At 63.7% G+C, this 20623-nt stretch carries 29 protein-coding genes and 1 tRNA gene; 12 read left to right on the top strand and 18 right to left on the bottom strand.

What is annotated here, in order from left to right:
* The first annotated feature begins 12 nt into the window (after window positions 1-12).
* Window positions 13-597, top strand: a complete 585-nt coding sequence (locus E2I15_RS23750; protein ID WP_137478132.1) for a TIGR00645 family protein — start codon at window positions 13-15, stop codon at window positions 595-597.
* A gap of 151 nt (window positions 598-748) precedes the next feature.
* Window positions 749-1948 (top strand): lytic murein transglycosylase, encoded by a 1200-nt coding sequence (locus E2I15_RS23745; protein ID WP_137478248.1) that lies wholly within the window; start codon window positions 749-751, stop codon window positions 1946-1948.
* 94 nt (window positions 1949-2042) lie between these two features.
* Here E2I15_RS23745 and E2I15_RS23740 read toward each other — a convergent pair whose 3' ends face one another.
* Together E2I15_RS23740 and E2I15_RS23735 are read right to left on the bottom strand one after the other, a co-directional pair.
* The gene (locus E2I15_RS23740) at window positions 2043-2327 is read right to left on the bottom strand and encodes a hypothetical protein (protein ID WP_038386082.1); all 285 of its coding nucleotides are present in this window, start codon (window positions 2325-2327) and stop codon (window positions 2043-2045) included.
* Between the two features lie 236 nt (window positions 2328-2563).
* Complete coding sequence (locus E2I15_RS23735; protein ID WP_016843729.1) at window positions 2564-2869, bottom strand: hypothetical protein; 306 nt, start codon at window positions 2867-2869, stop codon at window positions 2564-2566.
* 383 nt (window positions 2870-3252) lie between these two features.
* Between E2I15_RS23735 and E2I15_RS23730 the strand changes: the two genes are divergently transcribed.
* Both E2I15_RS23730 and bfr read left to right on the top strand, forming a co-directional pair.
* A complete protein-coding gene (locus E2I15_RS23730; RefSeq protein WP_137478131.1) occupies window positions 3253-3525 on the top strand; it encodes a (2Fe-2S)-binding protein in 273 nt (90 codons plus the stop codon).
* Window positions 3526-3656: 131 nt separating this feature from the next.
* Window positions 3657-4145 (top strand): bacterioferritin, encoded by a 489-nt coding sequence (bfr, locus tag E2I15_RS23725; protein ID WP_026193251.1) that lies wholly within the window; start codon window positions 3657-3659, stop codon window positions 4143-4145.
* A 97-nt stretch (window positions 4146-4242) separates the two neighbouring features.
* On the opposite strand, the gene E2I15_RS23720 is transcribed toward bfr, so the two are convergent.
* The 5 genes from E2I15_RS23720 to E2I15_RS23700 all read right to left on the bottom strand — a co-directional run bounded on the left by E2I15_RS23720 (window position 4243) and on the right by E2I15_RS23700 (window position 7257).
* Window positions 4243-4653, bottom strand: coding sequence for a hypothetical protein (locus E2I15_RS23720; RefSeq protein WP_137478130.1), 411 nt, complete (start codon window positions 4651-4653; stop codon window positions 4243-4245).
* A 174-nt stretch (window positions 4654-4827) separates the two neighbouring features.
* Window positions 4828-5181 (bottom strand): hypothetical protein, encoded by a 354-nt coding sequence (locus E2I15_RS23715; RefSeq protein ID WP_137478129.1) that lies wholly within the window; start codon window positions 5179-5181, stop codon window positions 4828-4830.
* A gap of 154 nt (window positions 5182-5335) precedes the next feature.
* Window positions 5336-5683, bottom strand: a complete 348-nt coding sequence (locus E2I15_RS23710; RefSeq protein ID WP_137478128.1) for an MmcQ/YjbR family DNA-binding protein — start codon at window positions 5681-5683, stop codon at window positions 5336-5338.
* Between the two features lie 17 nt (window positions 5684-5700).
* Window positions 5701-6756, bottom strand: a complete 1056-nt coding sequence (locus tag E2I15_RS23705) for an alpha/beta fold hydrolase (RefSeq protein WP_137478127.1) — start codon at window positions 6754-6756, stop codon at window positions 5701-5703.
* A 99-nt stretch (window positions 6757-6855) separates the two neighbouring features.
* Window positions 6856-7257: a nuclear transport factor 2 family protein gene (locus E2I15_RS23700; RefSeq protein WP_196238932.1), complete on the bottom strand. Its 402-nt coding sequence runs from the start codon at window positions 7255-7257 to the stop codon at window positions 6856-6858.
* 138 nt (window positions 7258-7395) lie between these two features.
* Here E2I15_RS23700 and E2I15_RS23695 point away from each other — a divergent pair, with 138 nt between their 5' ends.
* The gene (locus E2I15_RS23695) at window positions 7396-8085 is read left to right on the top strand and encodes an ArsR/SmtB family transcription factor (protein WP_137478125.1); all 690 of its coding nucleotides are present in this window, start codon (window positions 7396-7398) and stop codon (window positions 8083-8085) included.
* 15 nt (window positions 8086-8100) lie between these two features.
* On the opposite strand, the gene E2I15_RS23690 is transcribed toward E2I15_RS23695, so the two are convergent.
* The gene (locus E2I15_RS23690; RefSeq protein ID WP_137478124.1) at window positions 8101-8346 is read right to left on the bottom strand and encodes a DUF2188 domain-containing protein; all 246 of its coding nucleotides are present in this window, start codon (window positions 8344-8346) and stop codon (window positions 8101-8103) included.
* Window positions 8347-8465: 119 nt separating this feature from the next.
* Here E2I15_RS23690 and E2I15_RS23685 point away from each other — a divergent pair, with 119 nt between their 5' ends.
* Window positions 8466-8732, top strand: coding sequence for a DUF2277 domain-containing protein (locus E2I15_RS23685; RefSeq protein WP_028342996.1), 267 nt, complete (start codon window positions 8466-8468; stop codon window positions 8730-8732).
* Window positions 8733-8815: 83 nt separating this feature from the next.
* A complete protein-coding gene (locus tag E2I15_RS23680; protein ID WP_137478123.1) occupies window positions 8816-9040 on the top strand; it encodes a hypothetical protein in 225 nt (74 codons plus the stop codon).
* 56 nt (window positions 9041-9096) lie between these two features.
* Here the strand turns inward: E2I15_RS23680 and E2I15_RS23675 are convergent, their stop codons facing one another.
* Window positions 9097-9624, bottom strand: coding sequence for a collagen-like domain-containing protein (locus E2I15_RS23675; protein WP_137478122.1), 528 nt, complete (start codon window positions 9622-9624; stop codon window positions 9097-9099).
* A 130-nt stretch (window positions 9625-9754) separates the two neighbouring features.
* On the opposite strand from E2I15_RS23675, the gene E2I15_RS23670 reads away from it, so the two are divergent.
* Window positions 9755-10750 (top strand): GNAT family N-acetyltransferase, encoded by a 996-nt coding sequence (locus E2I15_RS23670; protein ID WP_137478121.1) that lies wholly within the window; start codon window positions 9755-9757, stop codon window positions 10748-10750.
* A 12-nt stretch (window positions 10751-10762) separates the two neighbouring features.
* Here the strand turns inward: E2I15_RS23670 and E2I15_RS23665 are convergent, their stop codons facing one another.
* Window positions 10763-11023 (bottom strand): helix-turn-helix domain-containing protein, encoded by a 261-nt coding sequence (locus E2I15_RS23665; RefSeq protein ID WP_016840962.1) that lies wholly within the window; start codon window positions 11021-11023, stop codon window positions 10763-10765.
* Window positions 11024-11192: 169 nt separating this feature from the next.
* Entirely contained in the window at window positions 11193-11960 is a 768-nt protein-coding gene (locus E2I15_RS23660; protein ID WP_137478120.1) for an SDR family NAD(P)-dependent oxidoreductase, read from the bottom strand.
* A 124-nt stretch (window positions 11961-12084) separates the two neighbouring features.
* Here E2I15_RS23660 and E2I15_RS23655 point away from each other — a divergent pair, with 124 nt between their 5' ends.
* Complete coding sequence (locus E2I15_RS23655) at window positions 12085-12558, top strand: hypothetical protein (RefSeq protein ID WP_137478119.1); 474 nt, start codon at window positions 12085-12087, stop codon at window positions 12556-12558.
* An 89-nt stretch (window positions 12559-12647) separates the two neighbouring features.
* On the opposite strand, the gene E2I15_RS23650 is transcribed toward E2I15_RS23655, so the two are convergent.
* Entirely contained in the window at window positions 12648-12902 is a 255-nt protein-coding gene (locus E2I15_RS23650) for a hypothetical protein (RefSeq protein ID WP_016840959.1), read from the bottom strand.
* A 258-nt stretch (window positions 12903-13160) separates the two neighbouring features.
* On the opposite strand from E2I15_RS23650, the gene E2I15_RS23645 reads away from it, so the two are divergent.
* Window positions 13161-13601, top strand: a complete 441-nt coding sequence (locus E2I15_RS23645) for a hypothetical protein (protein ID WP_137478118.1) — start codon at window positions 13161-13163, stop codon at window positions 13599-13601.
* Between the two features lie 40 nt (window positions 13602-13641).
* Here E2I15_RS23645 and E2I15_RS23640 read toward each other — a convergent pair whose 3' ends face one another.
* The 4 genes from E2I15_RS23640 to E2I15_RS23625 form a co-directional block, all read right to left on the bottom strand.
* The gene (locus tag E2I15_RS23640) at window positions 13642-14223 is read right to left on the bottom strand and encodes an NUDIX hydrolase (RefSeq protein WP_137478117.1); all 582 of its coding nucleotides are present in this window, start codon (window positions 14221-14223) and stop codon (window positions 13642-13644) included.
* Between the two features lie 19 nt (window positions 14224-14242).
* Entirely contained in the window at window positions 14243-14701 is a 459-nt protein-coding gene (locus tag E2I15_RS23635) for a GNAT family acetyltransferase (RefSeq protein WP_155262530.1), read from the bottom strand.
* A 14-nt stretch (window positions 14702-14715) separates the two neighbouring features.
* A complete protein-coding gene (locus E2I15_RS23630) occupies window positions 14716-16143 on the bottom strand; it encodes an FAD-binding oxidoreductase (RefSeq protein ID WP_137478115.1) in 1428 nt (475 codons plus the stop codon).
* 125 nt (window positions 16144-16268) lie between these two features.
* Entirely contained in the window at window positions 16269-17264 is a 996-nt protein-coding gene (locus E2I15_RS23625; RefSeq protein WP_137478114.1) for an L-threonylcarbamoyladenylate synthase, read from the bottom strand.
* Window positions 17265-17343: 79 nt separating this feature from the next.
* Here E2I15_RS23625 and E2I15_RS23620 point away from each other — a divergent pair.
* A tRNA-Pro gene (locus E2I15_RS23620) sits at window positions 17344-17420 on the top strand.
* Between the two features lie 297 nt (window positions 17421-17717).
* On the opposite strand, the gene E2I15_RS23615 is transcribed toward E2I15_RS23620, so the two are convergent.
* On the bottom strand, window positions 17718-18974 hold the full coding sequence (locus E2I15_RS23615; protein WP_137478113.1) for a site-specific integrase: 1257 nt from the start codon (window positions 18972-18974) through the stop codon (window positions 17718-17720).
* A gap of 576 nt (window positions 18975-19550) precedes the next feature.
* Between E2I15_RS23615 and E2I15_RS23610 the strand changes: the two genes are divergently transcribed.
* Window positions 19551-19757 carry a hypothetical protein gene (locus tag E2I15_RS23610; protein WP_137478112.1) on the top strand — a complete coding sequence of 69 codons (207 nt, stop codon included), beginning with the start codon at window positions 19551-19553 and terminating at the stop codon, window positions 19755-19757.
* 383 nt (window positions 19758-20140) lie between these two features.
* Here E2I15_RS23610 and E2I15_RS23605 read toward each other — a convergent pair whose 3' ends face one another.
* Entirely contained in the window at window positions 20141-20536 is a 396-nt protein-coding gene (locus tag E2I15_RS23605; RefSeq protein ID WP_137478111.1) for a hypothetical protein, read from the bottom strand.
* Window positions 20537-20623: the final 87 nt, after the last annotated feature.

The following is a 20623-nucleotide window of genomic DNA, read 5'->3' as shown; positions in this document are numbered from 1 at the left end:
GAGCACTCCACCATGTCCGCACTTTCCGAGGCGCGCGCCCCCGCAAAGGGCCGGTCGCTGCGTCCCGTTCCCATGCTGATCTTCGGATCGCGCTGGTTGCAATTGCCGCTCTATGTCGGCCTGATCATCGCCCAAGGCGTCTATGTCGTGCTGTTCCTGAAGGAATTGTGGCACCTGTTCGCCCATGCCTTCGATTTCAGCGAGCAGCAGATCATGCTGGCCGTCCTCGGCTTGATCGACGTCGTCATGATCTCGAACCTGCTCGTGATGGTGATCGTCGGCGGCTACGAAACCTTCGTCTCGCGCCTCAATCTGCAGGGCCATCCCGACGAGCCGGAATGGCTCAGCCACGTCAATGCCAGCGTGCTGAAGATCAAGCTGGCGATGGCGATCATCGGCATCTCGTCGATCCACCTGCTGCGCACCTTCATCGAGGCCGGCGCGCTGTCGTCGGGCAAGGGCAACTACACCGAGACCGGCGTGATGTGGCAGACCATCATCCACTGCGTCTTCATCCTGTCGGCGATCGGCATCGCCATCGTCGACAAGCTGTCGAACGACTCGATCGAAGGCGCCAAGCAGCACGCCAGCCACTAGCGCGGCCGCCGAAGGTTCACAGCAATCCAGTGTCGTGATAAGGCTCACGACACCAGATATCGCGGGTGTTCGCCGCTTGGCGCACCCATGGGACCGCTGCGTGAACAGGCTGTTACATTTGACATTCCTCCGCGCGCTTGCCTTCGGGCTTTTGCTTGCATCCTCGTCCGTCGTCTCGCCTGCGCGCGCCGCCGATGCTGCGTTCACCCAGTTCATCGCCTCGCTGTGGCCGGAGGCCAAGGCCGCCGGCGTGTCGCGCGAGACCTTCGATCGCGAGACGCGCTCGCTCGAGCCCGACTACAAGCTGCCCGACCTGATCCTGCCCGGACGTCCCAAGACCGGCGCGCCGGCGCAGGCCGAGTTCGTGCAGGTGCCGGCCGATTACATCAGGGAAGCCTCGATCGCGCGGCTCGCCGCGGAGGGGCAGCGCCTGATGCAGAAGTATCGGCCGTCGCTCGATGCGATCGAGAAGCGGTTCGGCGTCCCGGCCAGCGTCGTGCTGGCGATCTGGGGCCGCGAGACCGATTACGGGCGTTATTCGCTGCCCTACGACACGCTGCGCGTGGTGGCGACGCAGGCCTATGTCGGCCGCCGCAAGGATCAGTACCGCACCGAGTTCATCCTCGCGCTGAAGATCCTCGGCGAGGGTGCGGTGACGCGCAAGGAGATGCGCTCCTCCTGGGCCGGTGCGACCGGTTACACCCAGTTCCTGCCGTCGGAATATTACAAGCACGGCGTCGATCTCGACGGCGACGGCCGCGTCGATATCTGGCATTCGGTGCCGGACGCGCTCGCCTCCGCCGCGCAGCAGCTGGTCAACAAGGGCTGGCAGCCCGGCGTGCGCTGGGCCTATGAGGTGCAGGCGCCGGCCAATGCCGACTGCACGATGGGCGTGCCTGAAGTGACGAAGCCGATCAGCCAATGGCTGCGCGCAGGCTTCGTGCCGGTGCGCGGGCAGAAGCTCAGCGCGGCCGAGCAGGCACAATCGGCCTCGCTGCTGCAGCCGGAAGGCAGCTACGGTCCGGCCTTCCTGACGACGCCGAACTACTTCGTGATCAAGGAATACAATTTCTCCGACCTCTACGTGCTGTTCGTCGGCCACCTCGCCGACCGCATGACGAGCCCGCAGCCATTCGCGACGCCATGGTCGGCATCGAAGCAGCTACGCTCCGCGGATGTCGAGGCGATGCAGCAGCAGCTGACGAAGATCGGTCTCTACAAGGACAAGCTCGACGGCAAGGCCGGGATGCAGACCCGCGCGGCGCTCGGCGCCTATCAGAAGCAGGCCGGGCTGAGGGTCGATTGCTGGCCGAGCGAGGCGGTGCTGCGCGCGATGAACGGGCAGCGCTGATCAGGCCGGCTCGCAGGACCGCCTGGTGGCGCAAAGCAAAAACCCGGCCGCGAGGCCGGGTTTTCGAGTGTGATGCTGAAAACGTGTCCGTCGATCAGTCGCAAACCTGGACGCGACGGAAGCGCCAGCCATAGCCGTCCCAGAAGCGCTCGCGAACCATGCGGCACGGGGCCTCTTCGACGTAAACCGGCGCCGGTGCGACATAGACCGGGGCGGGGCGAGCGCCTGCGATCGCGCCGCCCAGCAGGGCGCCGCCGATCAGGCCGCCGGCAACGCCGGCTGCGACGGCGCCGCCGTCACCAGCCTTGGCAGCCGGAGCAACGGCCAGCGAACCGGCAATCGTGGTAACGGCGACAAGGGCAGCTAAAGTCTTCTTCATGTCTTTGGCTCTCCTGGAAGGTGGTGGCGTCGTGGTTCGGCGCCGGGTTGAGGTGACTCGCACGCTGATCTCGAACTGCTGTCTTGCTAAACAGCGCAGAACAGTCAACCGAAAGTAAACGTCCGCAGGCTGATCGCGCAGAAAAGCGGTTTTTTCTGGCCATCTACAGCAGATGTCCCGGAGAAACAGTCGGTTTTCCGGGACAACTGGTTCGATTTAATCGAGATGAACGGCGATCAATCGCAAACGCGGACGCTGCGAACGCGCCAAGTGTAGCCGTCCCAGAACCGCTGGCGCTGCCAGAAGCAGTCGGGGCCGTAGCCGGGTTCGGCGACATAGGCCGGGCCGGGCGCATAGTAGCCGTATCCGGGACCGTAATAGCGGTTCTGCGATGCGATCGCGCCACCGACGATGGCGCCACCGATCAATCCCGCAGCGACGCCGGCGGCGACACCGCGTTGTGCCTGGGCGGGGGCGGGCACCGCCACAGTCGAAGCCGCCACAGCGGCAACGGCGCAAAGCGCCAGCAATGTCTTCTTCATGGCCTCACCTTTCTCGCGGCAGCAGGGACAGCGTGCATTGGCGATCTGTCTCGCCGGAGGGTTCCATATTCAGCTTGAATGATCAATGAATGACGCTGCCGCATTCGCGACCAAATGCTTGCAGCTTTTGCAGTTTCTTGCAACGCACAAGCCCGATAGCGCCGCGGCGAGGCGTGTGCTCATGGCGGTCGGCGGCGAAGACAGCGCTTATTGGCCCGTCCGGTCACCCAGCGGGTTCGACCTCCGAGCGATTTAGACTCATTCCAATATGAATCCCGCATCAGTTTGGAATTGCTACAAAAACCGCTTTTTCCTTTTGCATCGCGCGGGAGCCGACAATATCCATACTGGGAAGTATCACCGTTGGACCCCGCCTTTCTCCGATGATCGTCTGTTCCTGTAACGTCCTCAGCGACCACGATGTCCGCAATGCCGTCAACGGCGGTGGGTCCGTGACACGAAATGCCAAGCAGGTGTACGGCTGCCTCGGCTGCAGTGCCGAATGCGGCCGCTGCGCGCGCACCATCAAGGCAATCATCGACGAGGCGCTCGGTCCCTGCGCCAAGGCCTGCTGCTCCGGCTGCCCCCACAGCGGCCATCCGCACGCCGACAACGAGGACGCCGAGCCGGCTGAATTCGCGCTCGCGGCCTGCTGATTTCACCAAATCCCCCGAATCCGGTTATCCAGGCGCCGCTTCTGCGAAGAGTTGCTCTTGCCGGTAATCTGATTTAGAAAGATTCTAAATTCAGTGCCGGCCAAGGTTGGCCGCGACAGGTGGAGTGGATCATGCAAGGCGACCCGAAGGTCATCGATTATCTGAACAAGGGGCTGCGCAGCGAACTGACCGCCATCAATCAGTACTGGCTGCACTACCGGATGCTCAACAATTGGGGCCTCCTGGAGATGGCCAAGGTCTGGCGCAAGGAGTCCATCGAGGAGATGGAGCACGCCGACAAATTCGTCGATCGCATCCTCTTCCTCGACGGCTTCCCGAACCTGCAGGTGCTCGATCCCCTGAAGATCGGCCAGGACGTCAAGGAGATCATCGAGTGTGACCTCGCCGCCGAGATCGGCGCGCGCACGCTCTACCAGGAGGCGGCGACCTACTGCCACGGCGTCAAGGACTATGTCAGCCGCGACCTGTTCGAGCAGCTGATGAAGGATGAGGAAGACCACATCGACTTCCTCGAGACCCAGCTCGACCTGATCAAGCGCATTGGCCTTGAGCTCTACACCCAGAAGCACGTCGGACATCTGAAGGGCGAGGATTCCTGACCGGCTGTCTGCCGGCGCACTGAGCGTCGGGCAAAATACGAGAGGCCGTCCTTGCGGGCGGCCTCTTTTGTTTTTGCGAAAGGGATAGAGCTATTCGTCAGTAGCACCGCATGATGTTGACGGTGCGGTCGCCGCCGCGTCCGGGCACCGTGACGCTCTCGGTGGGACAGCTCGACACATAGGGGCGATCCGACGGCACCACGGCCGGCGGATAGCGATGCGCCCAATCCCACGGCACGTCCTGGGTGTAGGTGTAGCGGACGTCGTTGGAGACCGGCGGCGGGACCTCGGCGGCGAAGGGAACGCTCGCCGCACCATCATAATATCCGCCCGCGTCCGGCAACACGATGCCGGGCACCCGCACATGATGGCGGAAGGCCGGATGGTGCGAGGAGAACGTGCCGCGCGCCGCGGATCCGGATCTCGCATAGGTTTCGGTCGGGGAGGCCAGCAGCAGCGCTGCGACGCCAAGGGAGGCCATCAGCACCCCATATGTTCGATACGCCATTCTTCGAAGAGCCATGGCACGCACCAACTCGCGGTTACGGAGCATTTCTGCAGACGCTAGGCCGCGCCTCATGGCGCCCGCAAACTCATCCTTAATTATTGGTTAAAAAGTAAGGTTAACAGAGAGTAACTGTTTCAAATTGACGCGACCTCCCGCGCAGACGGCGGGCGCCGTTCAGACAGCATCCGCCGGAACGAAGCAGCTGATGATGATGCTGCCGCGGTGGTGCACGTACCACACCACGGCCTCGCCGACCGGATTGCCGCGACCGCGGATCACGGCGCGCTCCGGCACCATCATCCACTCGCCTTCGATCGGCACCCAATAGGCGCCGCCCCGAACGTCGTAGCTGGTGCGATGGCCGTCGGAGATGTCGCAGCACGGCACGCCATTCGGCGCGATCACGCTCTTGAACCAGGCGCGGATATCGGGCGGCACGTTGTCGTATTGGCCGTTGTCGAACGCCAGTGCAGCGCCCGCCATCACGGCGAGCCACGCAAGCACCGCGACATGCGTGAGCCTTCGCATTGCCTTCCTCCGGCAAAAATCTCTACGTGACCCGCGCATAGCGTCGCGCGAATCCGGTGTTTGCGCGATTAGGCACGAACCGCGCGCGGGATGCATGCTCAAAGAATCGGCGAAGCCGCGCAGTCAGGCGTGATGCAGTGCGGGATGGTTGCGCTCAGGATGATTGTTTCGCACGCGCCTTCTTCGCGGGTTTCACCGCGAAATTGTCCCGCGCCATTTTCAGCGCGCTGCGCAGCGTGACCTGATCAGCCTTCGCGAGGCGGACATTGGTGCTGCCGCTCTTGCCCCAGCCGCCCGGCACCGGTCGGAAAATCTCCGGCTCGGCCTCGACCACCATCGCCTGTTGCTCGGGTGTCAGCTTCACCATGCCCCAATCCTGGTCGGGATAGCCGAGCGTCGCGAAGATGCGCTTGCCGACGCGGAAATCTGTTGTGCCGTGATGCGCGCCTTCAACGACCTCGGGCAGGTCGAGTGCAATACGGCGGAAGCGATCAGCGGACATCGCCCGGACCTCGATCGCTACATCGTCGGCGCCGTCTGCAACAGTTCCTGCAACTGCCTGGCATAGAACTTCGCATCGCCGGTGGTGAGATGGCCGCGTGTCTCGCTGCTTGCCGGGATCAGATCAATCCTGCCGTTCTTGATCCGCTTCACTGCAGCTTCAGTAACGCCGGTCTCCGGCGGATTGCGTTCATCGTCGGCGGCATTGATGGCAAGCAGGGTTGCCTCGATCTTTTCCAGTCCGGCGGAGGGATCGTAATCGTGCGAGGCCTCCCATTGATAGATGTAGTCGTTGGCATCCGCGGTGACCGGCAACGCCAGCTGGTCGTCGACCAGCTTGTCGGCCTGCGCTACGCTCGGCGCCAGGGTCTGGTAGCCGAGCGTGCCGCCGGCGCTGGCAAAGCGATAGGCGGCGATGGCGTATTTCATCATCCGCGGCTGGCTGGTGTAGTTGCCGCCATTGTAGTCGGGATCGTTGCGGATCGTTTCCAGCATCGTCCGCCGCAGCATCCAGTTGCGTGCCGCCATCGCTGATGGCTGCGAGGCCATCGGCACCAGCACGTCCATCATCCGGGGATAGCGCACGCCCCAGATCCAGGTGTGCATGCCGCCCATCGAGTTGCCGATCACGAGCCGCAGATGCTTGATGCCGAGTCCTTCGGTGACGAGCCTATACTGCGCGTCGACCATGTCGTTGTAGTCGTATTTCGGAAAGCTGGTCCGCATCGCGTCCGACGGCTTCGACGATTTGCCGTGCCCGATGCCGTCGGGGATGATGATGTAGTATTTCGCCGCGTCGAGCAGCTGGCCGGGGCCGAACAACTGGCCGGCAAAGCTCGGCGTCAGCATGCTGGCGGCCGAGCCGCCGGAGCTGTGCAGCACCAGCACCGGCTGTCCGGTCGGCGCACCGACCGTGGTGTAGTGCAGCCGCAGTTCCGGCATCACCTCGCCGCTATGAAACTTGAAGTCATTCGCGGTCCACTCGCCATCCTGCGGCGTGGGGTAATCTGCAGCCATGGCCGGTACCGACATCGAGACGAGAGCGGCCGCAAGCGCCGCGCACAAACGGATCATGGTGCTTCTCCCCACGCGCGGCGCATTTGTCCAGCCGCGTCGGTGCAAGCCTAGCATGACGGAAAGCGTCGTCCACGCGCGTGACGCAGAAGTGTCCGGTTAACTCGCCTTCAGCACGTTGAGTGCGTACCAGCCCCAATAGACGCGGTGACGCTGGATCAGGCCGTGCTCGATCTCCATGACCTCGACGAGATCCATCTGGTCGCCGTCCGGAGACTGCCGCGGATATTCCCAGGTGAGGACGCGGCCGTTGCCGAAGAAACCCTGCTTGAAGCGCCGCCGTTGCGGCGGGTTGGTGCGGAACACGCGCGTGATGAACTCGCGCAGCGCGTCGCGGCCGCGGACGATCCCGTCCTTGGTCTGCATCAAATGCTGCACCAATGGGCTCTCGATCGAGGCGTCGGCTGCGTAGAGCGCGAGCGCTGCCTCGAGGTCCTTGCTGCCGAGCGCTTCGTCCCAGAGCCTGTAGATGCGTTCCGCGTCGTTGCTGCCGGCTGTCATGATTGTTCCCTTGCGTTTCGTCGACTGCCGCCCATTTGAGCGGAAGAGGCCACCGCGACGTTTCAGGAAAATCTGAAATGAGCTGCGCGGCACGGCGCATGCGGTAGGACGTTTCGGCGCGATCCGGAGGACGATGCGGTGGGATCATCCCAAGCCCTGCAAACAGGATTTTCGCGGATCGCCGAGGCCTTGGGCGATCCGGTCCGCGAGGCGATGGTCAGTGCGCTGGCCGACGGCAAGGCGTTGCCGGCGGGCGAGCTTGCTGCGGTCGCCGGCATTTCGCCGCAAGGCGCCAGCGCGCATTTGCAGAAGCTGGTCGACGCCCGCGTGCTGTCGGTGTGGGCACAGGGCAGGTTCAGATATTACCGGATCAGGGATGACGACGTCGCGGCGCTGATCGAGAACCTCGTCGATCTTGCGGCCAAGGCCACCGTGGGGCGGCGGCGTGCAATGCCGGCCGGGCAGCTCAGGCAATCGCGCACCTGCTACCACCACCTTGCGGGTCAGCTCGGGGTGCTGCTGTCGAATGCGCTGATCCGCCGCCGCCTCGTCGTGATCGACGGCCGCGGTGGTCGCGTGACCGAGCAGGGGCTGGCCTGGTGCCGGGCCGAGGCGATCGATTTCGATCCGGCGCGGCAGCCGCATCTGCGGCTCTGCAACGACTGGACCGAGCGCGTGCCGCATCTCGCCGGTCCGTTTGCCAATGCCGTGCTGGCGCGGCTGGTCGAGATGCGCGGCGTTGCGCCGCATCGGATTCCGCGCGCATTGCGGATCACCGATCGGGGGCGGGCGTTCTTCGACCGGCTTGGCGTCCAGGTTCCGTTCTGAAGGCGACGAGGTGAACTAGCGGCCGTCCTCGACTTCGGTCTCCGGGCGGTCGTTGCCGGAGGCGGTTTCGGTCAGCCATTTGCCGTCTGACGTCTCGTACATGATCGCCTCGGTGCGCCCTGGGACACGCTGCTCGTTGGCGGCGCGTCGGGCAGCGGCAAGTGCCGCGGCGTGGGTAGGAAATGGTTCCGAGAACACCCCGTTGACGGTATAGGCCCAGCCGCCGTCGTGCTGGACGACCTTGTAGATCACGTGGCTCATCCGGAACCTCGCTCCACCGTGGACGATGAGACTGCCAGAATAGACCACGATGTCGTATTTTGCAGCAGCCGATCGTCTTTGAGGGAGCCGCCCCGTTGCCGCGGGCGAGGGAGACCGACATGTGCCGCAATATCAAGACGCTGTTCAACTTCGAGCCGCCCGCCACCGAGGACGAGATCCACGCCTCGGCGCTGCAGTTCGTGCGCAAACTGTCCGGCTTCAACAAGCCGTCGCAGTCCAATGAGGCCGCCTTCAACCTGGCCGTGGCCGAGGTCTCGACCGCCGCGCGCAAGCTCCTGATCTCGTTGCAGACCACGGCGCCGGCGCGCGATCGCGAGGTGGAGGCGGAGAAGGCGAGGGAGCGTTCGCGCCTGCGGTTTGGCTGAGGGGGGCGTACCGTGATGCAGATCACGGTACGGCGCCGCGCGTCCGGGCATCGGTGCCGTTCACCCGATCCCGGAGCGACGCCATGAAGCCTGCCCTGCTCACGTTCTGTTCGATTGCGTTCGCCGTGCTCTGGACCTGCGGCATGCTGTGGTCGAGCGGGACGATCGACCTTGCCAACGTCATCATCCTGTCGGCCTGCGGGGCGCTCGCGGGCGTTGCCTGGTACTACGCGATGCGCTGGGTCTACCAGCTCATGCACCTCGCCCGGCCCTCCGATCCTCCGGCCAATCCGGGCGCGGAGCGGTAGGCATCGGGCGCGACACGGACGGAGCTGGCCGTGTCGCCGCGCGAGGACAAGAAGGGTTACTTCTTGTCCTTCTTGCGGTGCTTCTTCTTTTTCTTGTGATCGTCGTCCTCGTCGTCTTCATCCGCGAAGTCGATGGCGTCGACGTCAAGCGCGATCGCTTCCGCCGCCGCGCGCTCGGCGGCATCGCGCTCGGCGAGCTCGGCGGCTTCACGCTCCTTGGTGCGCTTGTAGTCTTCCCAGGCGTCGAAGATCATGTGCAGCCATGGCATCACCTGCTCGATCGACGGCAATTGTCCGGGCGGGCCGGCTTCACCGCGCGGGCCGGCCGGTCCCTGCGGTCCCTGTGGACCAGCTTCGCCGCGCGGACCCTGCACGCCTGCCTTTCCCTGCACTCCCGGCTTGCCCTGGGGACCCGCCTTTCCAACCCGTCCGGGCTTGCCCTGCGGACCGGGCTTGCCGCGCGCACCTTCCGGCCCCGGCCGTCCCGGATGTCCTTGCGGACCGGGCCGACCCGGCTCGCCCTGACGGCCCTGCGGTCCCTGCGCCCCTCGTGACCCCTGGCGGGAGATTGTCTCGTCAGCCACTGATATGCTCCGTCGCGATTTCAAGCCGCTTGTAACAGAGGTTGGATGACGGCTTCAATTCTGCCCGGCGCCGCTGATGCAAGCGATCAACAGTCATAATTCGATGCGAAGATCGTGACGGGAGGACGCGTTGCGGATTCTGAACGACAGGCGCGGGGCAGTTGCAGGCGACGCAACAAAGGCGCTGACGTTCGACATCGTGGTGACGCCGCACGATCTGCGCGATGAAGCGGCGTTTCGCAATACCGGCGTCCTCGACCTCTATGCCGAGCTGTTTCCTCCGAACGAGCGCGACGCCCCCGACGACATTGTGCGATGGGTGCTGTCAGACGATGTCGGCGAGCGACGAGAGTTCAGCGTCGGCGGTCGGAAGCTGTCATATTGTCTCGACTCGCGCTGCTTCATCTTGCGCGCGGAGGGGCGCGCGATCGGCCTCGGTTTCTTCACATACGATCACGCAAGCGAGCTGATCTACTGCAATTATGTGGGCGTCGCGAAGGCGTGGCGCGGCGGCGGCCTGGCGCGCCGGTTCTATCGCGAGATGATCGAAATGCTCGACGCCCTGTTTCCACGCAATATCGGCGTGGTGCTCGAGGTCGAGCCGTATGACCGCGATCGCCTGGCGGCGATCATCGATGATCTCGAACGAACGGGCGTGAGGCAGCTCGCCGCGGATCAACAGACCGGGATTCGCAGATTGCTGCGCGTCAGCTGGTACGACAAGCTCGGCTATTGCTTCTTCTGCGACGCGCGCGGCATGCAGCCGCTTGAGTGTCGCTCGCCATGCCTCGATCCATCGCTGTTGCCGTCCGCTTGGGTCGGCGCGGAGGAAAATTATTGGTTGGCCTGGCAGTCGCGGACCGGCGCGCCGTCGGTGGAGGGCGAGCGCGCGGGTGATCTCTGGCAAAGAGCCGTCGTTGCGATCTATGTCGAGATCCTCGCAAAATCCCTGGTCGACGACGATCCGAAGGAGCGGCGCGACTATTGGGACTATGCGACGGCGCTGGTCGCGCAGACGCTGCAACGGGCCGCGATGACCGAAGTGCGTCTCGCTCGCTGCCTCGACGCCGAGGGCAGCGAGCTATTGTCGCGCTGGCGGCGGCTTGCGATCGACCCGCCGATCTAGATCGACGTGCGGTCAGGCTGCGGCGTGCTCGCTCAGCGGCACGTCGATGCCGTCGGCCGAATATTCGCGGATCTTGTTCCGCAAGGTCCGGACCGACAGCCCGAGCACGCGCGCTGCGCGGGTGCGATTGCCGTCGCAGCGCGCAAGCGTTTGCAGCACGAGCTCGCGCTCGACTTCATCGACGGTCGCGCCGATCAGCAGTGGGACGATTTCATTTGGAGCCAGCGACGGCAGCAGAGCTTCCGGCGACGGTACGGTGGACGCGTAAGACATGAACTCCTCCCGATCAACGCCCGCTTCGTCGGTGAAGCGAAGACATCGAGAACCAACTACCCCGTAGATCCACGGTGTGCCGGTTTGGTTAACAAGCCCTTAACGCGCCCCTAACTCCCTGCTCTGTAAGCAAAATACCCAGAAATCGCCACGATTTCGGTTCCATCCGTCACAATGTGCGGTATCCGCCATCGACCATCACGATCGATCCCGAGACATAGGCCGACAGGTCCGAGGCGAGGAAGATGGCGGGGCCGACGATGTCCTCCGGCTTGCCGGCGCGGCCGAGCGGGGTGTGGTCCATGAAGACCTTGACGAGGTCGGGATTGGTGGCGCGCACCTTCTCGTTCAACGGCGTCTCGATGAAGCCCGGCCCGATTGCATTGACGCGCACACCATCCTTGCCGAGCTCGGCGGCCAACGCCTTGGTGAAGCCGAGCACGCCGTGCTTGGAGGCGGTATAGGCCGGCGAGCTTGGCGTGCGCAGATGCACGAAGGACTGGATCGAGCCGATGTTGACGATGCGTCCCTTGTTCTTGCGCAGTGGCGCGAGGAACGAATGCGTCACGTTGAACACGCCGGTGAGATTGATCGAGATGATGTCTTCCCAATCCTTGATCACGGCTTCGTCGGTGCCGAGCATGCCGTTGCGGCGCGCGATGCCGGCATTGTTGACCAGGATCGAGATCGGCCCGACCTTGTCGGCCACTTGCTTTGCCATCGCGACGCAGGCGTCGCGATTGGTCACGTCGAGTGCAAAGCTCTCCGCCTTGCCGCCGGCATTGCGGATCTCCCTGGCCGCTTCCGCCACCGCATCGCCGTTCATGTCGAGCAGCACCACGCGCGCGCCCTCGCGGCCGTAGCCGAGTGCGATGGCACGCCCGATACCCGAGCCCGCACCGGTAATGACGGCGATGTGATTGTCGAGAAGGGCCATGGCGTTTCCTCGTTCTGATTTGTGAGCGTTGTCGACAACACTATTCAAAACTGCGCCAACCGAAACGCCAAGCCGCATTTGCGCGTTGCTGTTATCCGGATTCGGATGACAGCACGGACCGATCATGGACCCGCATATCAGACACTGGAAAGTTGCGATCGAGCGCTTTTGCGCGGCGCCGGACCCTGACTATCGCGAGATCGCCAAGATGGTCGCCGAGATCGCCGCGACCGACATCGACGAGACGCTGCGGCATGCGGCCGCACAGGTGCTGCCGATCTTGCGCCAGGCGGCGCTGAAATCGGCCGACCGCCGCACCAAGTCGATGGCGCTGCGCCGTCTCGGCATCATCAGCGATGCGCTGCACGCGCTGTCGGCACCGCGGTTCGGCCGGCGCGGCCTGACGCCGAAGGTGCTGACGCAGGAGGAGCAGTACCGGCAATTGCTCGGCCTGCCGTTCGGCCGCCGGCTCGCGGCGACCGAAGTCCAGCAGGCTTTCAAGCGCGCCGCCAAGACGGTGCATCCCGACGGTGGCGGCAACGGCGCGGCATTCCTCGAACTCGCCGCCGCGCGCGACGCCCTGATCAAGCATCATTGACGCTGGATCGCGTCACCACATGACAGCACAAGGACGGACGCCGCGCTGTTGCCGGGTGTCCGCCCTGTGCGTGATCGAATGGCGTTCGCTCAGAACGAGCAGGTGCCGTTGTTCAGGAGGCCGGTCTTGTAGCTGAACGCGGCGTCGAAGGTCGGCAGCTCCTCGCTGACGATGGAGAAGTTCGCCGGCCACGGCGTGGTCGGGATGCTCTGGTCCCAGATCTGGCAGAAGCCGGTGTCCTGCCAGCGGATCAGATGATAGGGCGTGGCGCTGGCCGGGCTTGCCGCGGCAAGCACGGACACGGTTGCGGCAATGGCGGCACAGGCAATCGCAAGACGACGCATGGGAAATCTCCGGTTTGAAAAATGAATGCTCCACGGGAAATCCTGGAGCTCAGGGGCCGACGCCCCGGACATGCAGTGAGTGTTGCAACCCCGGGTACAGGTTCAACGCTGGTCGAGCGAAAGCACCCGCCAACAAATCGGCCATCGCTGTGCCAAATTGCGCCTGTTTACGCGCTTGTTACAGTCGGCGCATCGCGATTCGCAGCCGTGTCGCGACGCGAGCAAAACCGACGCGAGCAAATCCTGGGGATACCGCACATGAAATTTTCATCCACCCTTCGCGCCGCGCTGGTGACGCTGCTGGCGTTCACCGGCCTTGCGTTCTCTTCCGCGGCCCGCGCCGACAGCGGCTTCGTGACGCTCACGATCTACAAGGCCGGATGGATCATCGGCGGCTCCGGCGGCAGCGGCGTCTTGACCTTCCGCGGCCGCTCCTACCGGCTCTCCACCGGCGGCCTCGACTACGGCCTGGTGTTCGGCGGCTCCAAGACCGTGCTGCGCGGCCGCGTCAGCAACATCAACCGTCCGTCCGACGTTGCCGGCGTCTACGGTGCGGCCGGCGCGGGGCTTGCCGTCGGACGCGGCGCGCGCGCGATCGTGCTGACCAATCAGAAGGGCGCGGTGCTTGAATTGACCGGACATCAGGTCGGTCTGATGGCCAACGCCGATCTGAGCGGCCTTGCGATCACCATGCGGTAGAGATCGGGAGCGTCCCGGCACAGGCCGGGATAAGCCGCGTTCACCTGAACAGATGCAGCGCGGCGTATTGCAGCAGCATGATGGTCTTGGCGTCGACGATGCGCCCGTCGCTGATCATGGCGAGCGCGTCGTCGATCGCAAGCTCGAGCACCTCGATGTCCTCGCCCTCGTCGGCGAGCCCGCCGCCGTCACCGACACGCATCGCGGCGTCGTATTCGGCGACGAAGCAATGCAGCTTCTCGGTCACCGCGCCCGGAGACGTGAAGGCCTCGAACACCTTGCGCACATGCGCGAGCCGGTAACCGATCTCCTCCTCCGCCTCGGCGCGAATGCGTGCTTCCGGCTCGGCATCGTCGAGCATGCCGGCTGCAGCCTCGATCAGGAGATCGTCATAGCCGTTGGCGAAGGCGGGGTAGCGGAACTGGCGCACCAGCACGACGCTGCGGGACGTCAGATTGTAGGGCAACAGCGCCGCGCCGTTGCCGCGGTCGTAGACCTCGCGCACCTGGGTTTGCCATTCGCCGTTGGCGCGCCGGTAATCGAACGTTGCGCTCTTCAGCTCGTAGCGGCGCTTCGAAAGCAGCTCGACGTCCTTGACGCGGACGCGGTCGGCGATGCTCATGCGTTGATCCTCAAGCCTCTCACGGCGTCGCTTCGCGACCGTCGAGCCATTTGGCCAGCATCACCGAAGTCGATTCGTCATAGCCGAGCGATTGGTAGAACGCGCCGGCCTTGGCATTCTCCCGCCGCACCAGCAGTTGCAGCTTCGGCACGCCGGCGGCGCGCAGCCAGTCCTCGGCCGCCGCCATGATGGTGCGGCCAAGTCCCTTGCCCTGGCGGTTGGGATCGACCGCGACGTAGTAGACCCAGCCGCGATGACCGTCGTGGCCGACCATCGCGGTCGCGACGATCGCATTGGCGTCGCGGCCGACCAGCACGGCCGAGTTCGGTCCGCGCCGCGCCAGCGCGATGTCGGCAGCAGGATCGTTCCACGGCCGCGTCAGGCCGCAGGCCTGCCACAGCGCGACGACATCGGCGATGTCGTTATCGGTGATCGGTGCAATGGCGAGGGAGGCGGCGGAGGAGGAGGAGGAGGGCATCGTCGCCTGCGCGGTCACAGCACCTTGCCCGGGTTCATGATGCCGAGCGGATCGAGCATCGCCTTGACCTGCCGCATCAGCTCGATTGCGACCTTGTCCTTGACGTCGGGCAATTCGTCGCGCTTCAGCACGCCGATGCCGTGCTCGGCGGAGATCGAGCCGCCCATCCGCAGCACGATCTCGAACACGACGGCATTCACGTCGTGCCAGCGCGCCAGGAAGTCGGCCGCATTGGCGCCGACCGGCTGGCTGACATTGTAGTGGATGTTGCCGTCGCCGAGATGGCCGAACGGCACCGGCCGCGAACCCGGAATCAGCTTCACCACCGCCGCATTGGCCTCTTCGATGAAGGCGGGCACGGCTGCGACCGGCACCGAGATATCGTGCTTGATCGAGCCGCCTTCCGGCTTCTGCGCCGCCGACATCTCGTCGCGCAGCTTCCAGAACGCCTGGCGCTGGCTCAGATTGGCGGCGATCACAGCGTCGTCGACGATGCCGTCCTCCATGCCCTGGGCCAGGATCGCCTCCAGCGTGTCGCGCGCATCGTCGCGCGACGACGACAATTCCATCAGCACGTACCAGGGATGCTTGCTGGTCAGGGGATCGCGGATATCGATGCCGTGGCGGATCGAGAAATCGACCGCGACGTCGGCGAGCAGCTCGAAGCTCGTCAGCGCACCGGCCGCTTGATCGCGCGAGATCGACAGCAGCTTGAGTGCAGCCGCCGGCGACTTCAGACCGACATAGGCGGTCTCGACCGCACGCGGCCGCGGAAACAGCTTTAGCGTTGCCGCGGTGATGATGCCGAGCGTGCCTTCTGCGCCGATGAAGAGATTGCGCAAATCGTAGCCGGTGTTGTCCTTTTTCAGCTTCGACAGCGCGTTCAGCACGCGGCCGTCAGCCAGCACGACTTCGACCCCGAGCGCCATTTCGCGCGCCACGCCGTAGGCGAGCGCTCCGGTGCCGCCGGCGTTGGTCGAGAGGTTGCCGCCGATCGTGCAGCTGCCCTCGGCGCCGAGCGAGAGCGGAAACAGCCGGTCGACCTCGGCTGCCTTCTGCTGCGCGATCTGCAGCACCACGCCGGCCTCGCAGGTCATGGTGTTGGATTCGACGTCGATGTCGCGAATCTTGTCCAGCCGTCGCAGCGAGACCACGACCTCGCCATTGTGCGGCGTCTGGCCGCCGACCAGGCCGGTGTTGCCGCCCTGCGGCACCAGCGCGATCCTGTGCTCGGTCGCAAGCTTGCAGATCGCAGCGACCTCGGCGGTCGAACCGGGGCGCAGCACCAGCGGCGAACGGCCGTGGAACAGGTCGCGCTCCTCGGTGACGTAAGGCTTGATGTCGGCGGCGTCGGTCACCGCATATTTCGCGCCGACGATGGCGCGGAATTTTTCAAGCAATTCGGGCGGAAGCGGCGGCACCGCTGATTGGACGATATTCATTTTTTCTTGGTCTTTCACTCAGTCGGGGATCTTTGCCCAAGCATGCCCTTCGCGCAAACGCTTCGCGTTTGTCGCGAGGGAAAGCCGGTTCCCGCTTGGCGCTAACGCGGCCGTTCCGGTCCGGGTCATGCTTGTTGCCGTCCAACGGCCGCGCGGCGCAGCCGGTCATTGATGGCTTCGCCCAACCCGTCCTCGGGAATGGGCGTCACCGCGATCGCATCCGCGTTTCTCTTGTCGAGGGTACGGAGGTAGCCGAACAGATTGGCGGCGGCCTCGGCCAGGTCGCCGCGCTCGGATAGGTTCATCACCACGGAGGCGCATTCGCTGCGCGCGACCTTGGCCGGCCCGAACGCCAGCAAGGCTTCGCCGACATGGACGTCGCTGGCATTGAGCCGGACCGGCGTCCGCGGCGCGTAATGCGAGGCGAGCATGCCGGGGGCAACCGGCTGGGCGTCGACTTCCGCGTCTTGCGGCGGCGACTGCAAGGGCTGGCCGAGCACGCGCTCGATCTCGGCGCGCGTCAGCCCGCCCGGCCGCAGCAGCACCGGATCGGAGAAGCAGCCGACGATGGTGGATTCGACGCCGACCTCGACCGGTCCGCCGTCGACGATCAGGTCGATGCGGCCGGCGAGATCTCCGTTCACATGCTCGGCGGTGGTCGGCGAGACATGGCCGGAGATATTGGCCGACGGCGCTACCACGGCACCGCCGAAAGCCTTGATGATGTCGCGCGCCACTTTGTGGGCCGGGATGCGGATGGCGACCGTATCGAGCCCGGCGGTCGCGAGTTCCGCAACCGGGCAGGAGAGCGCCCTCGGCAGCACCAGGGTCAGGGGACCGGGCCAGAACGCGTCCGCCAATCGCAGGGCCTGCCCGTTGAACAGGGCAATCCGGCGGGCGGCGCCAAGATCGGCGACATGGGCAATCAGCGGATTGAAGGCCGGCCGGCCCTTGGCCTGGTAGAGGCGGGCGATCGCGGCGGCGTTGCCGGCGTCGGCGCCGAGGCCATAGACGGTCTCGGTCGGAAACGCCACCAGGCCGCCCTCGGCCAGGACCCCGGCGGCGGTCGCCGTGGCGGCGGCGCCGGCGGACAAAACGTGCGTTTTCAGACCTGTATCCACTGTGACTAGATTCCTCAATTGGGTGCCTTGTGGTCCCTTGCAGTCCCTGAAACCCGACGCTATAAGCCCGGCTCTCAGTCGGAGTGTGGCTCAGCCCGGTAGAGCACTGCGTTCGGGACGCAGGGGTCGCAGGTTCGAATCCTGCCACTCCGACCATTCTTTCAAGCACTTATAGGTTCTGTGTTTTTTGTGCGCAACGAAATGCGCAACGATTTGAAGCTCGGCAGCCATGTCTGTCGCCCTCGAGGCACCGTCAAGGACGTCGAACAGCGGTCCGCGGCGGCCTTGCTCTGTTCTAAATCGGAAAAAAGACGATCGGGAAGCGCGAGGGAACTAGCCCCTGTCGGGATGCTACATCGAACACCATCAAGCACCACAAGTCCTCCCTTCGGACCTACGAGCTGATTTGGCCGATATCAAAGCACGAATAGCTCGCGGAGAGTAGTGGTCAGCTCAGCGCCCTGCCCCAAAAGCTTTCGCCGCCTCTTCCTGAAAGTCCGGGTGGTGATGGCCATAGTTGGCCTCTAATTGCTCAACGGTCATGCCGAGCCAGCCAGCGGCTTCCCACATGTCGACGCCCGCCTGCATCAACCATGTCGCCGCTGTATGGCGCAGCGAATGCCGGACGACGTCGTCGCCCAGTCCGGCGTCCTCCAGAATACCATTCCAGGCTGACCTGATCTTACCGGCAAGCGGCTGGCCGTCGTGCAGGCGGTTCACGACGAACCGGATTTGTTCACCGTCTCTCATAACCCCTGAGGCGCGGAGTTCTGCAGATCGAGCTTGGTCGATCCTGCGCCATCGAATCAGATGCGGACGCAGGCGGCTAGCGATCTTTGCCGGCGGCCGCCGTTTCTTGGTCGACTGCTCCAGCGCCCCTTTGCCCTGGTAGACCATCGCGTCAAGGTTCATCCATGGATGGGTCGTTGTTGGCAGCCACTGGGTGCGCCGGATGGTCTCTTCGCGACGAGCACTGTAGATACCGATCAGGCAGAAGCGCGCCGCGGGATAGCGACGACGAATGATCCACCGCTCCCGGCGCGCGAGCTCGCCATCCTCGCTGCGCTTCCACGTTTCCTGCTCGGTGTCCCACACGTAGCCGATTGTTGCTCCGAGTAGCCGCGCTGCCTCGTTGCGCGTTAGCCATCGGTGTCGTCCTTCGGCTTTAGGAGGAAGAGTGATCTTTGGAACGACGGTGAGCGTATGCTCGGCGTGGTAGGCGTTCACGGCAGCGCGTAGATCTTCAAGTCGGCGTCGTGCGGTTTGATCAGAGACTGTCCCGTTGCGTGGCTTGATGCCAGCTTTCCTATGATTGTCGTTCGCAGTACCGGTGGACCAATCGACAAAGTCGCGACAAAGCTGAGCTTTGAGCTGACTGACGGTTTTATCGCCAAAAAAGTTGTTAAGATCGAGCAAGCGAATGAGCAGCAGGTCATGTTGTGCCCACGCGCGTTCATCGCCCGTGTCCTTGGGCCGCTTTGAAATTTCGTAGGCAGTGAGGACGTCGGCTATCGCGAGGACGTTCGGGTCAGTTGCCCCGATGGTGCTCGTATGTCGCTCGCCGATATAGGTCTCGAGCGCCTTCGCAGCTCCGTCAATGTCGTCGCGGCTGCAGCCTGTGCGGATTTGCCGTCCACGATCGAGGATGATCCAGGTTTCATCGTCCTCTCTAAACCAGAGTCGTGGCGGCTTGGCTTTGCGGCCCGGCATGACGGCTTGACCAATTTGCAGATCGCTCGAGGGGTTGTCAGATCCTTGCCCGCAACTTTGGCGATTTCAAGAGTCCCAGTGGCCGCGGCTCTGCGCAACGATGATATTGTCAACGGACCGAGTGGGAAGAACACTGCCGCGGCCTCGACAAGGGTCATTACTTCATCCTCACCCCATTGGGCAGGATCGGGCCGCGCTTTTGCGCGAGCGAGCTTGTCGATCTTGCGCTTCGGCATTCCTTGAACGCGTTGCTCGTGAAGTCGCGCTGCCGTTGGATCAGAGCGTTAGGTCCTAAGTGTAGACGAAATCCACCCTTCGAGCAGTCCTATTGATGCGTGGATGGGGTAATCGGCGGCTTACGACTGCGAATCGGACAATTGTGCTTGCAGAGCGCAGTGGAGTGGCGGCGGCCCTTTGCTCCGGGGACAGTGGTGAGCAGCTCAATAGGCGGGAGGATCTTATTCGAGCTTGAGGTGGCGCCGCCCTATCGCAGGTTCTGCAATCTCAACAACCTGTGACAGCCGAAGCTATCCTGAGAACGAGACTCGGCTGTCTGACATCACACTCGACTGGATGGTGGAATTCATCACCGAGAAGATTCCCCAAGCAGGGCGCGTGATCGTCGACAAGAACCTGTTACGGCTCTATCCGCCGGCCGATGGAATGATGCGCGACGAATGCATGGTCGGGATGGGGGAACCGCATTTCGTTGGTCGAAAGCGGTCCGCGACGTGCCAGAAACTGCGCAACTTCACGAGACGGTCTATCAAAGGCTTGCGATGAGCTCGGTCCGCAACTTTACGAGCTTCGGCCCGTACAGGCCAGTCGCTCTGCGAAATCATCTAAAGGCAAAGGCGTTCTTCGAACCAGCCTCGACGGAGAAGGATCTCGCCGCGAGATAACGTTCCAAATGAAAAACTAACCTGCTCGCTTTATGAAGGAGACTCAGCGGCGAAGTAGACCCTCGCTGCCCGACAACGCCGATCACTTCGTTTCTGAATAGAGGGGGTCAACGTAATCTGTCCAATCCAACCTATCGATCGACGGCGGCCGCAACCTCCTATTGGATAAACTATGCCAGCGACACCGCATCGCAAGGAACTGCTTGGATTTGGCAAATGGATAACGACAGTCTTCGCGCTTGTGTCATTCCGACGGCAGGAAATTCAACTGCTGATGAAATGTCGGTCCAGCGATACACTTGTTGGACGGCTCTCGATTTTGCTATCAAAACCGCTTGCCATTAACTTCAGCAGGCGAGTCTTCGCAACCGAGTTTTCGCCCGCATGGCAACAATCGTCGCGTTTCGCGTCAACAAAAGAATACCGCTTTCCCGGACGCGCTGAAAAAGAGTTTGGCTTGGACTCGCTCGTCCCAACTTTCTCTGAGAGTATTGGTTGCTCGCCGATGATGCTTGCGAGGGGAACGCGGATGACTTTCAGGGGCCTCTTTGACCGATCTCGAACCTGCTTTGCGCAGCTGATGTCGTATCGCGCACCTTGTTGTTGACGCACCGATTGCGCGCCGGCACGGATAAGGGCTGATCGCGCAAAGTTTCCCATCATCTCGCTCTCAGTGACGGCTTGAACGAGCTGTGTCGTAACCCGCTGACCAGCCGCAGCGTGAATGCATCGTGCTGCTTGCGTCAC

Source organism: Bradyrhizobium sp. BR2003, from assembly GCF_009720285.1.
In the GTDB taxonomy this organism is placed as follows: domain Bacteria; phylum Pseudomonadota; class Alphaproteobacteria; order Rhizobiales; family Xanthobacteraceae; genus Bradyrhizobium; species Bradyrhizobium elkanii.
Note: the sequence above shows the minus strand (reverse complement) of the source record. Positions and strands in the feature narration are given on the sequence as shown.

Bases quoted from the DNA above. Each gene is read 5' to 3' on its own strand.
- E2I15_RS23685 (WP_028342996.1), top strand. From the start codon at position 8,466: ATGTGCCGCAATATCAAGACGCTGTTCAACTTCGAGCCGCCCGCCACC.
- E2I15_RS23615 (WP_137478113.1), bottom strand. From the start codon at position 18,974: ATGCCGGGCCGCAAAGCCAAGCCGCCACGACTCTGGTTTAGAGAGGAC.
- E2I15_RS23680 (WP_137478123.1), top strand. From the start codon at position 8,816: ATGAAGCCTGCCCTGCTCACGTTCTGTTCGATTGCGTTCGCCGTGCTC.
- E2I15_RS23740 (WP_038386082.1), bottom strand. From the start codon at position 2,327: ATGAAGAAGACTTTAGCTGCCCTTGTCGCCGTTACCACGATTGCCGGT.
- E2I15_RS23655 (WP_137478119.1), top strand. From the start codon at position 12,085: ATGGACCCGCATATCAGACACTGGAAAGTTGCGATCGAGCGCTTTTGC.
- E2I15_RS23660 (WP_137478120.1), bottom strand. From the start codon at position 11,960: ATGGCCCTTCTCGACAATCACATCGCCGTCATTACCGGTGCGGGCTCG.
- E2I15_RS23730 (WP_137478131.1), top strand. From the start codon at position 3,253: ATGATCGTCTGTTCCTGTAACGTCCTCAGCGACCACGATGTCCGCAAT.
- E2I15_RS23710 (WP_137478128.1), bottom strand. From the start codon at position 5,683: ATGTCCGCTGATCGCTTCCGCCGTATTGCACTCGACCTGCCCGAGGTC.
- E2I15_RS23700 (WP_196238932.1), bottom strand. From the start codon at position 7,257: ATGACAGCCGGCAGCAACGACGCGGAACGCATCTACAGGCTCTGGGAC.
- E2I15_RS23750 (WP_137478132.1), top strand. From the start codon at position 13: ATGTCCGCACTTTCCGAGGCGCGCGCCCCCGCAAAGGGCCGGTCGCTG.
- E2I15_RS23690 (WP_137478124.1), bottom strand. From the start codon at position 8,346: ATGAGCCACGTGATCTACAAGGTCGTCCAGCACGACGGCGGCTGGGCC.
- E2I15_RS23715 (WP_137478129.1), bottom strand. From the start codon at position 5,181: ATGCGAAGGCTCACGCATGTCGCGGTGCTTGCGTGGCTCGCCGTGATG.
- E2I15_RS23630 (WP_137478115.1), bottom strand. From the start codon at position 16,143: ATGAATATCGTCCAATCAGCGGTGCCGCCGCTTCCGCCCGAATTGCTT.
- E2I15_RS23665 (WP_016840962.1), bottom strand. From the start codon at position 11,023: ATGTCTTACGCGTCCACCGTACCGTCGCCGGAAGCTCTGCTGCCGTCG.
- E2I15_RS23735 (WP_016843729.1), bottom strand. From the start codon at position 2,869: ATGAAGAAGACATTGCTGGCGCTTTGCGCCGTTGCCGCTGTGGCGGCT.
- E2I15_RS23645 (WP_137478118.1), top strand. From the start codon at position 13,161: ATGAAATTTTCATCCACCCTTCGCGCCGCGCTGGTGACGCTGCTGGCG.
- bfr (WP_026193251.1), top strand. From the start codon at position 3,657: ATGCAAGGCGACCCGAAGGTCATCGATTATCTGAACAAGGGGCTGCGC.
- E2I15_RS23605 (WP_137478111.1), bottom strand. From the start codon at position 20,536: ATGGGAAACTTTGCGCGATCAGCCCTTATCCGTGCCGGCGCGCAATCG.
- E2I15_RS23650 (WP_016840959.1), bottom strand. From the start codon at position 12,902: ATGCGTCGTCTTGCGATTGCCTGTGCCGCCATTGCCGCAACCGTGTCC.
- E2I15_RS23640 (WP_137478117.1), bottom strand. From the start codon at position 14,223: ATGAGCATCGCCGACCGCGTCCGCGTCAAGGACGTCGAGCTGCTTTCG.
- E2I15_RS23635 (WP_155262530.1), bottom strand. From the start codon at position 14,701: ATGCCCTCCTCCTCCTCCTCCGCCGCCTCCCTCGCCATTGCACCGATC.
- E2I15_RS23720 (WP_137478130.1), bottom strand. From the start codon at position 4,653: ATGGCGTATCGAACATATGGGGTGCTGATGGCCTCCCTTGGCGTCGCA.
- E2I15_RS23705 (WP_137478127.1), bottom strand. From the start codon at position 6,756: ATGATCCGTTTGTGCGCGGCGCTTGCGGCCGCTCTCGTCTCGATGTCG.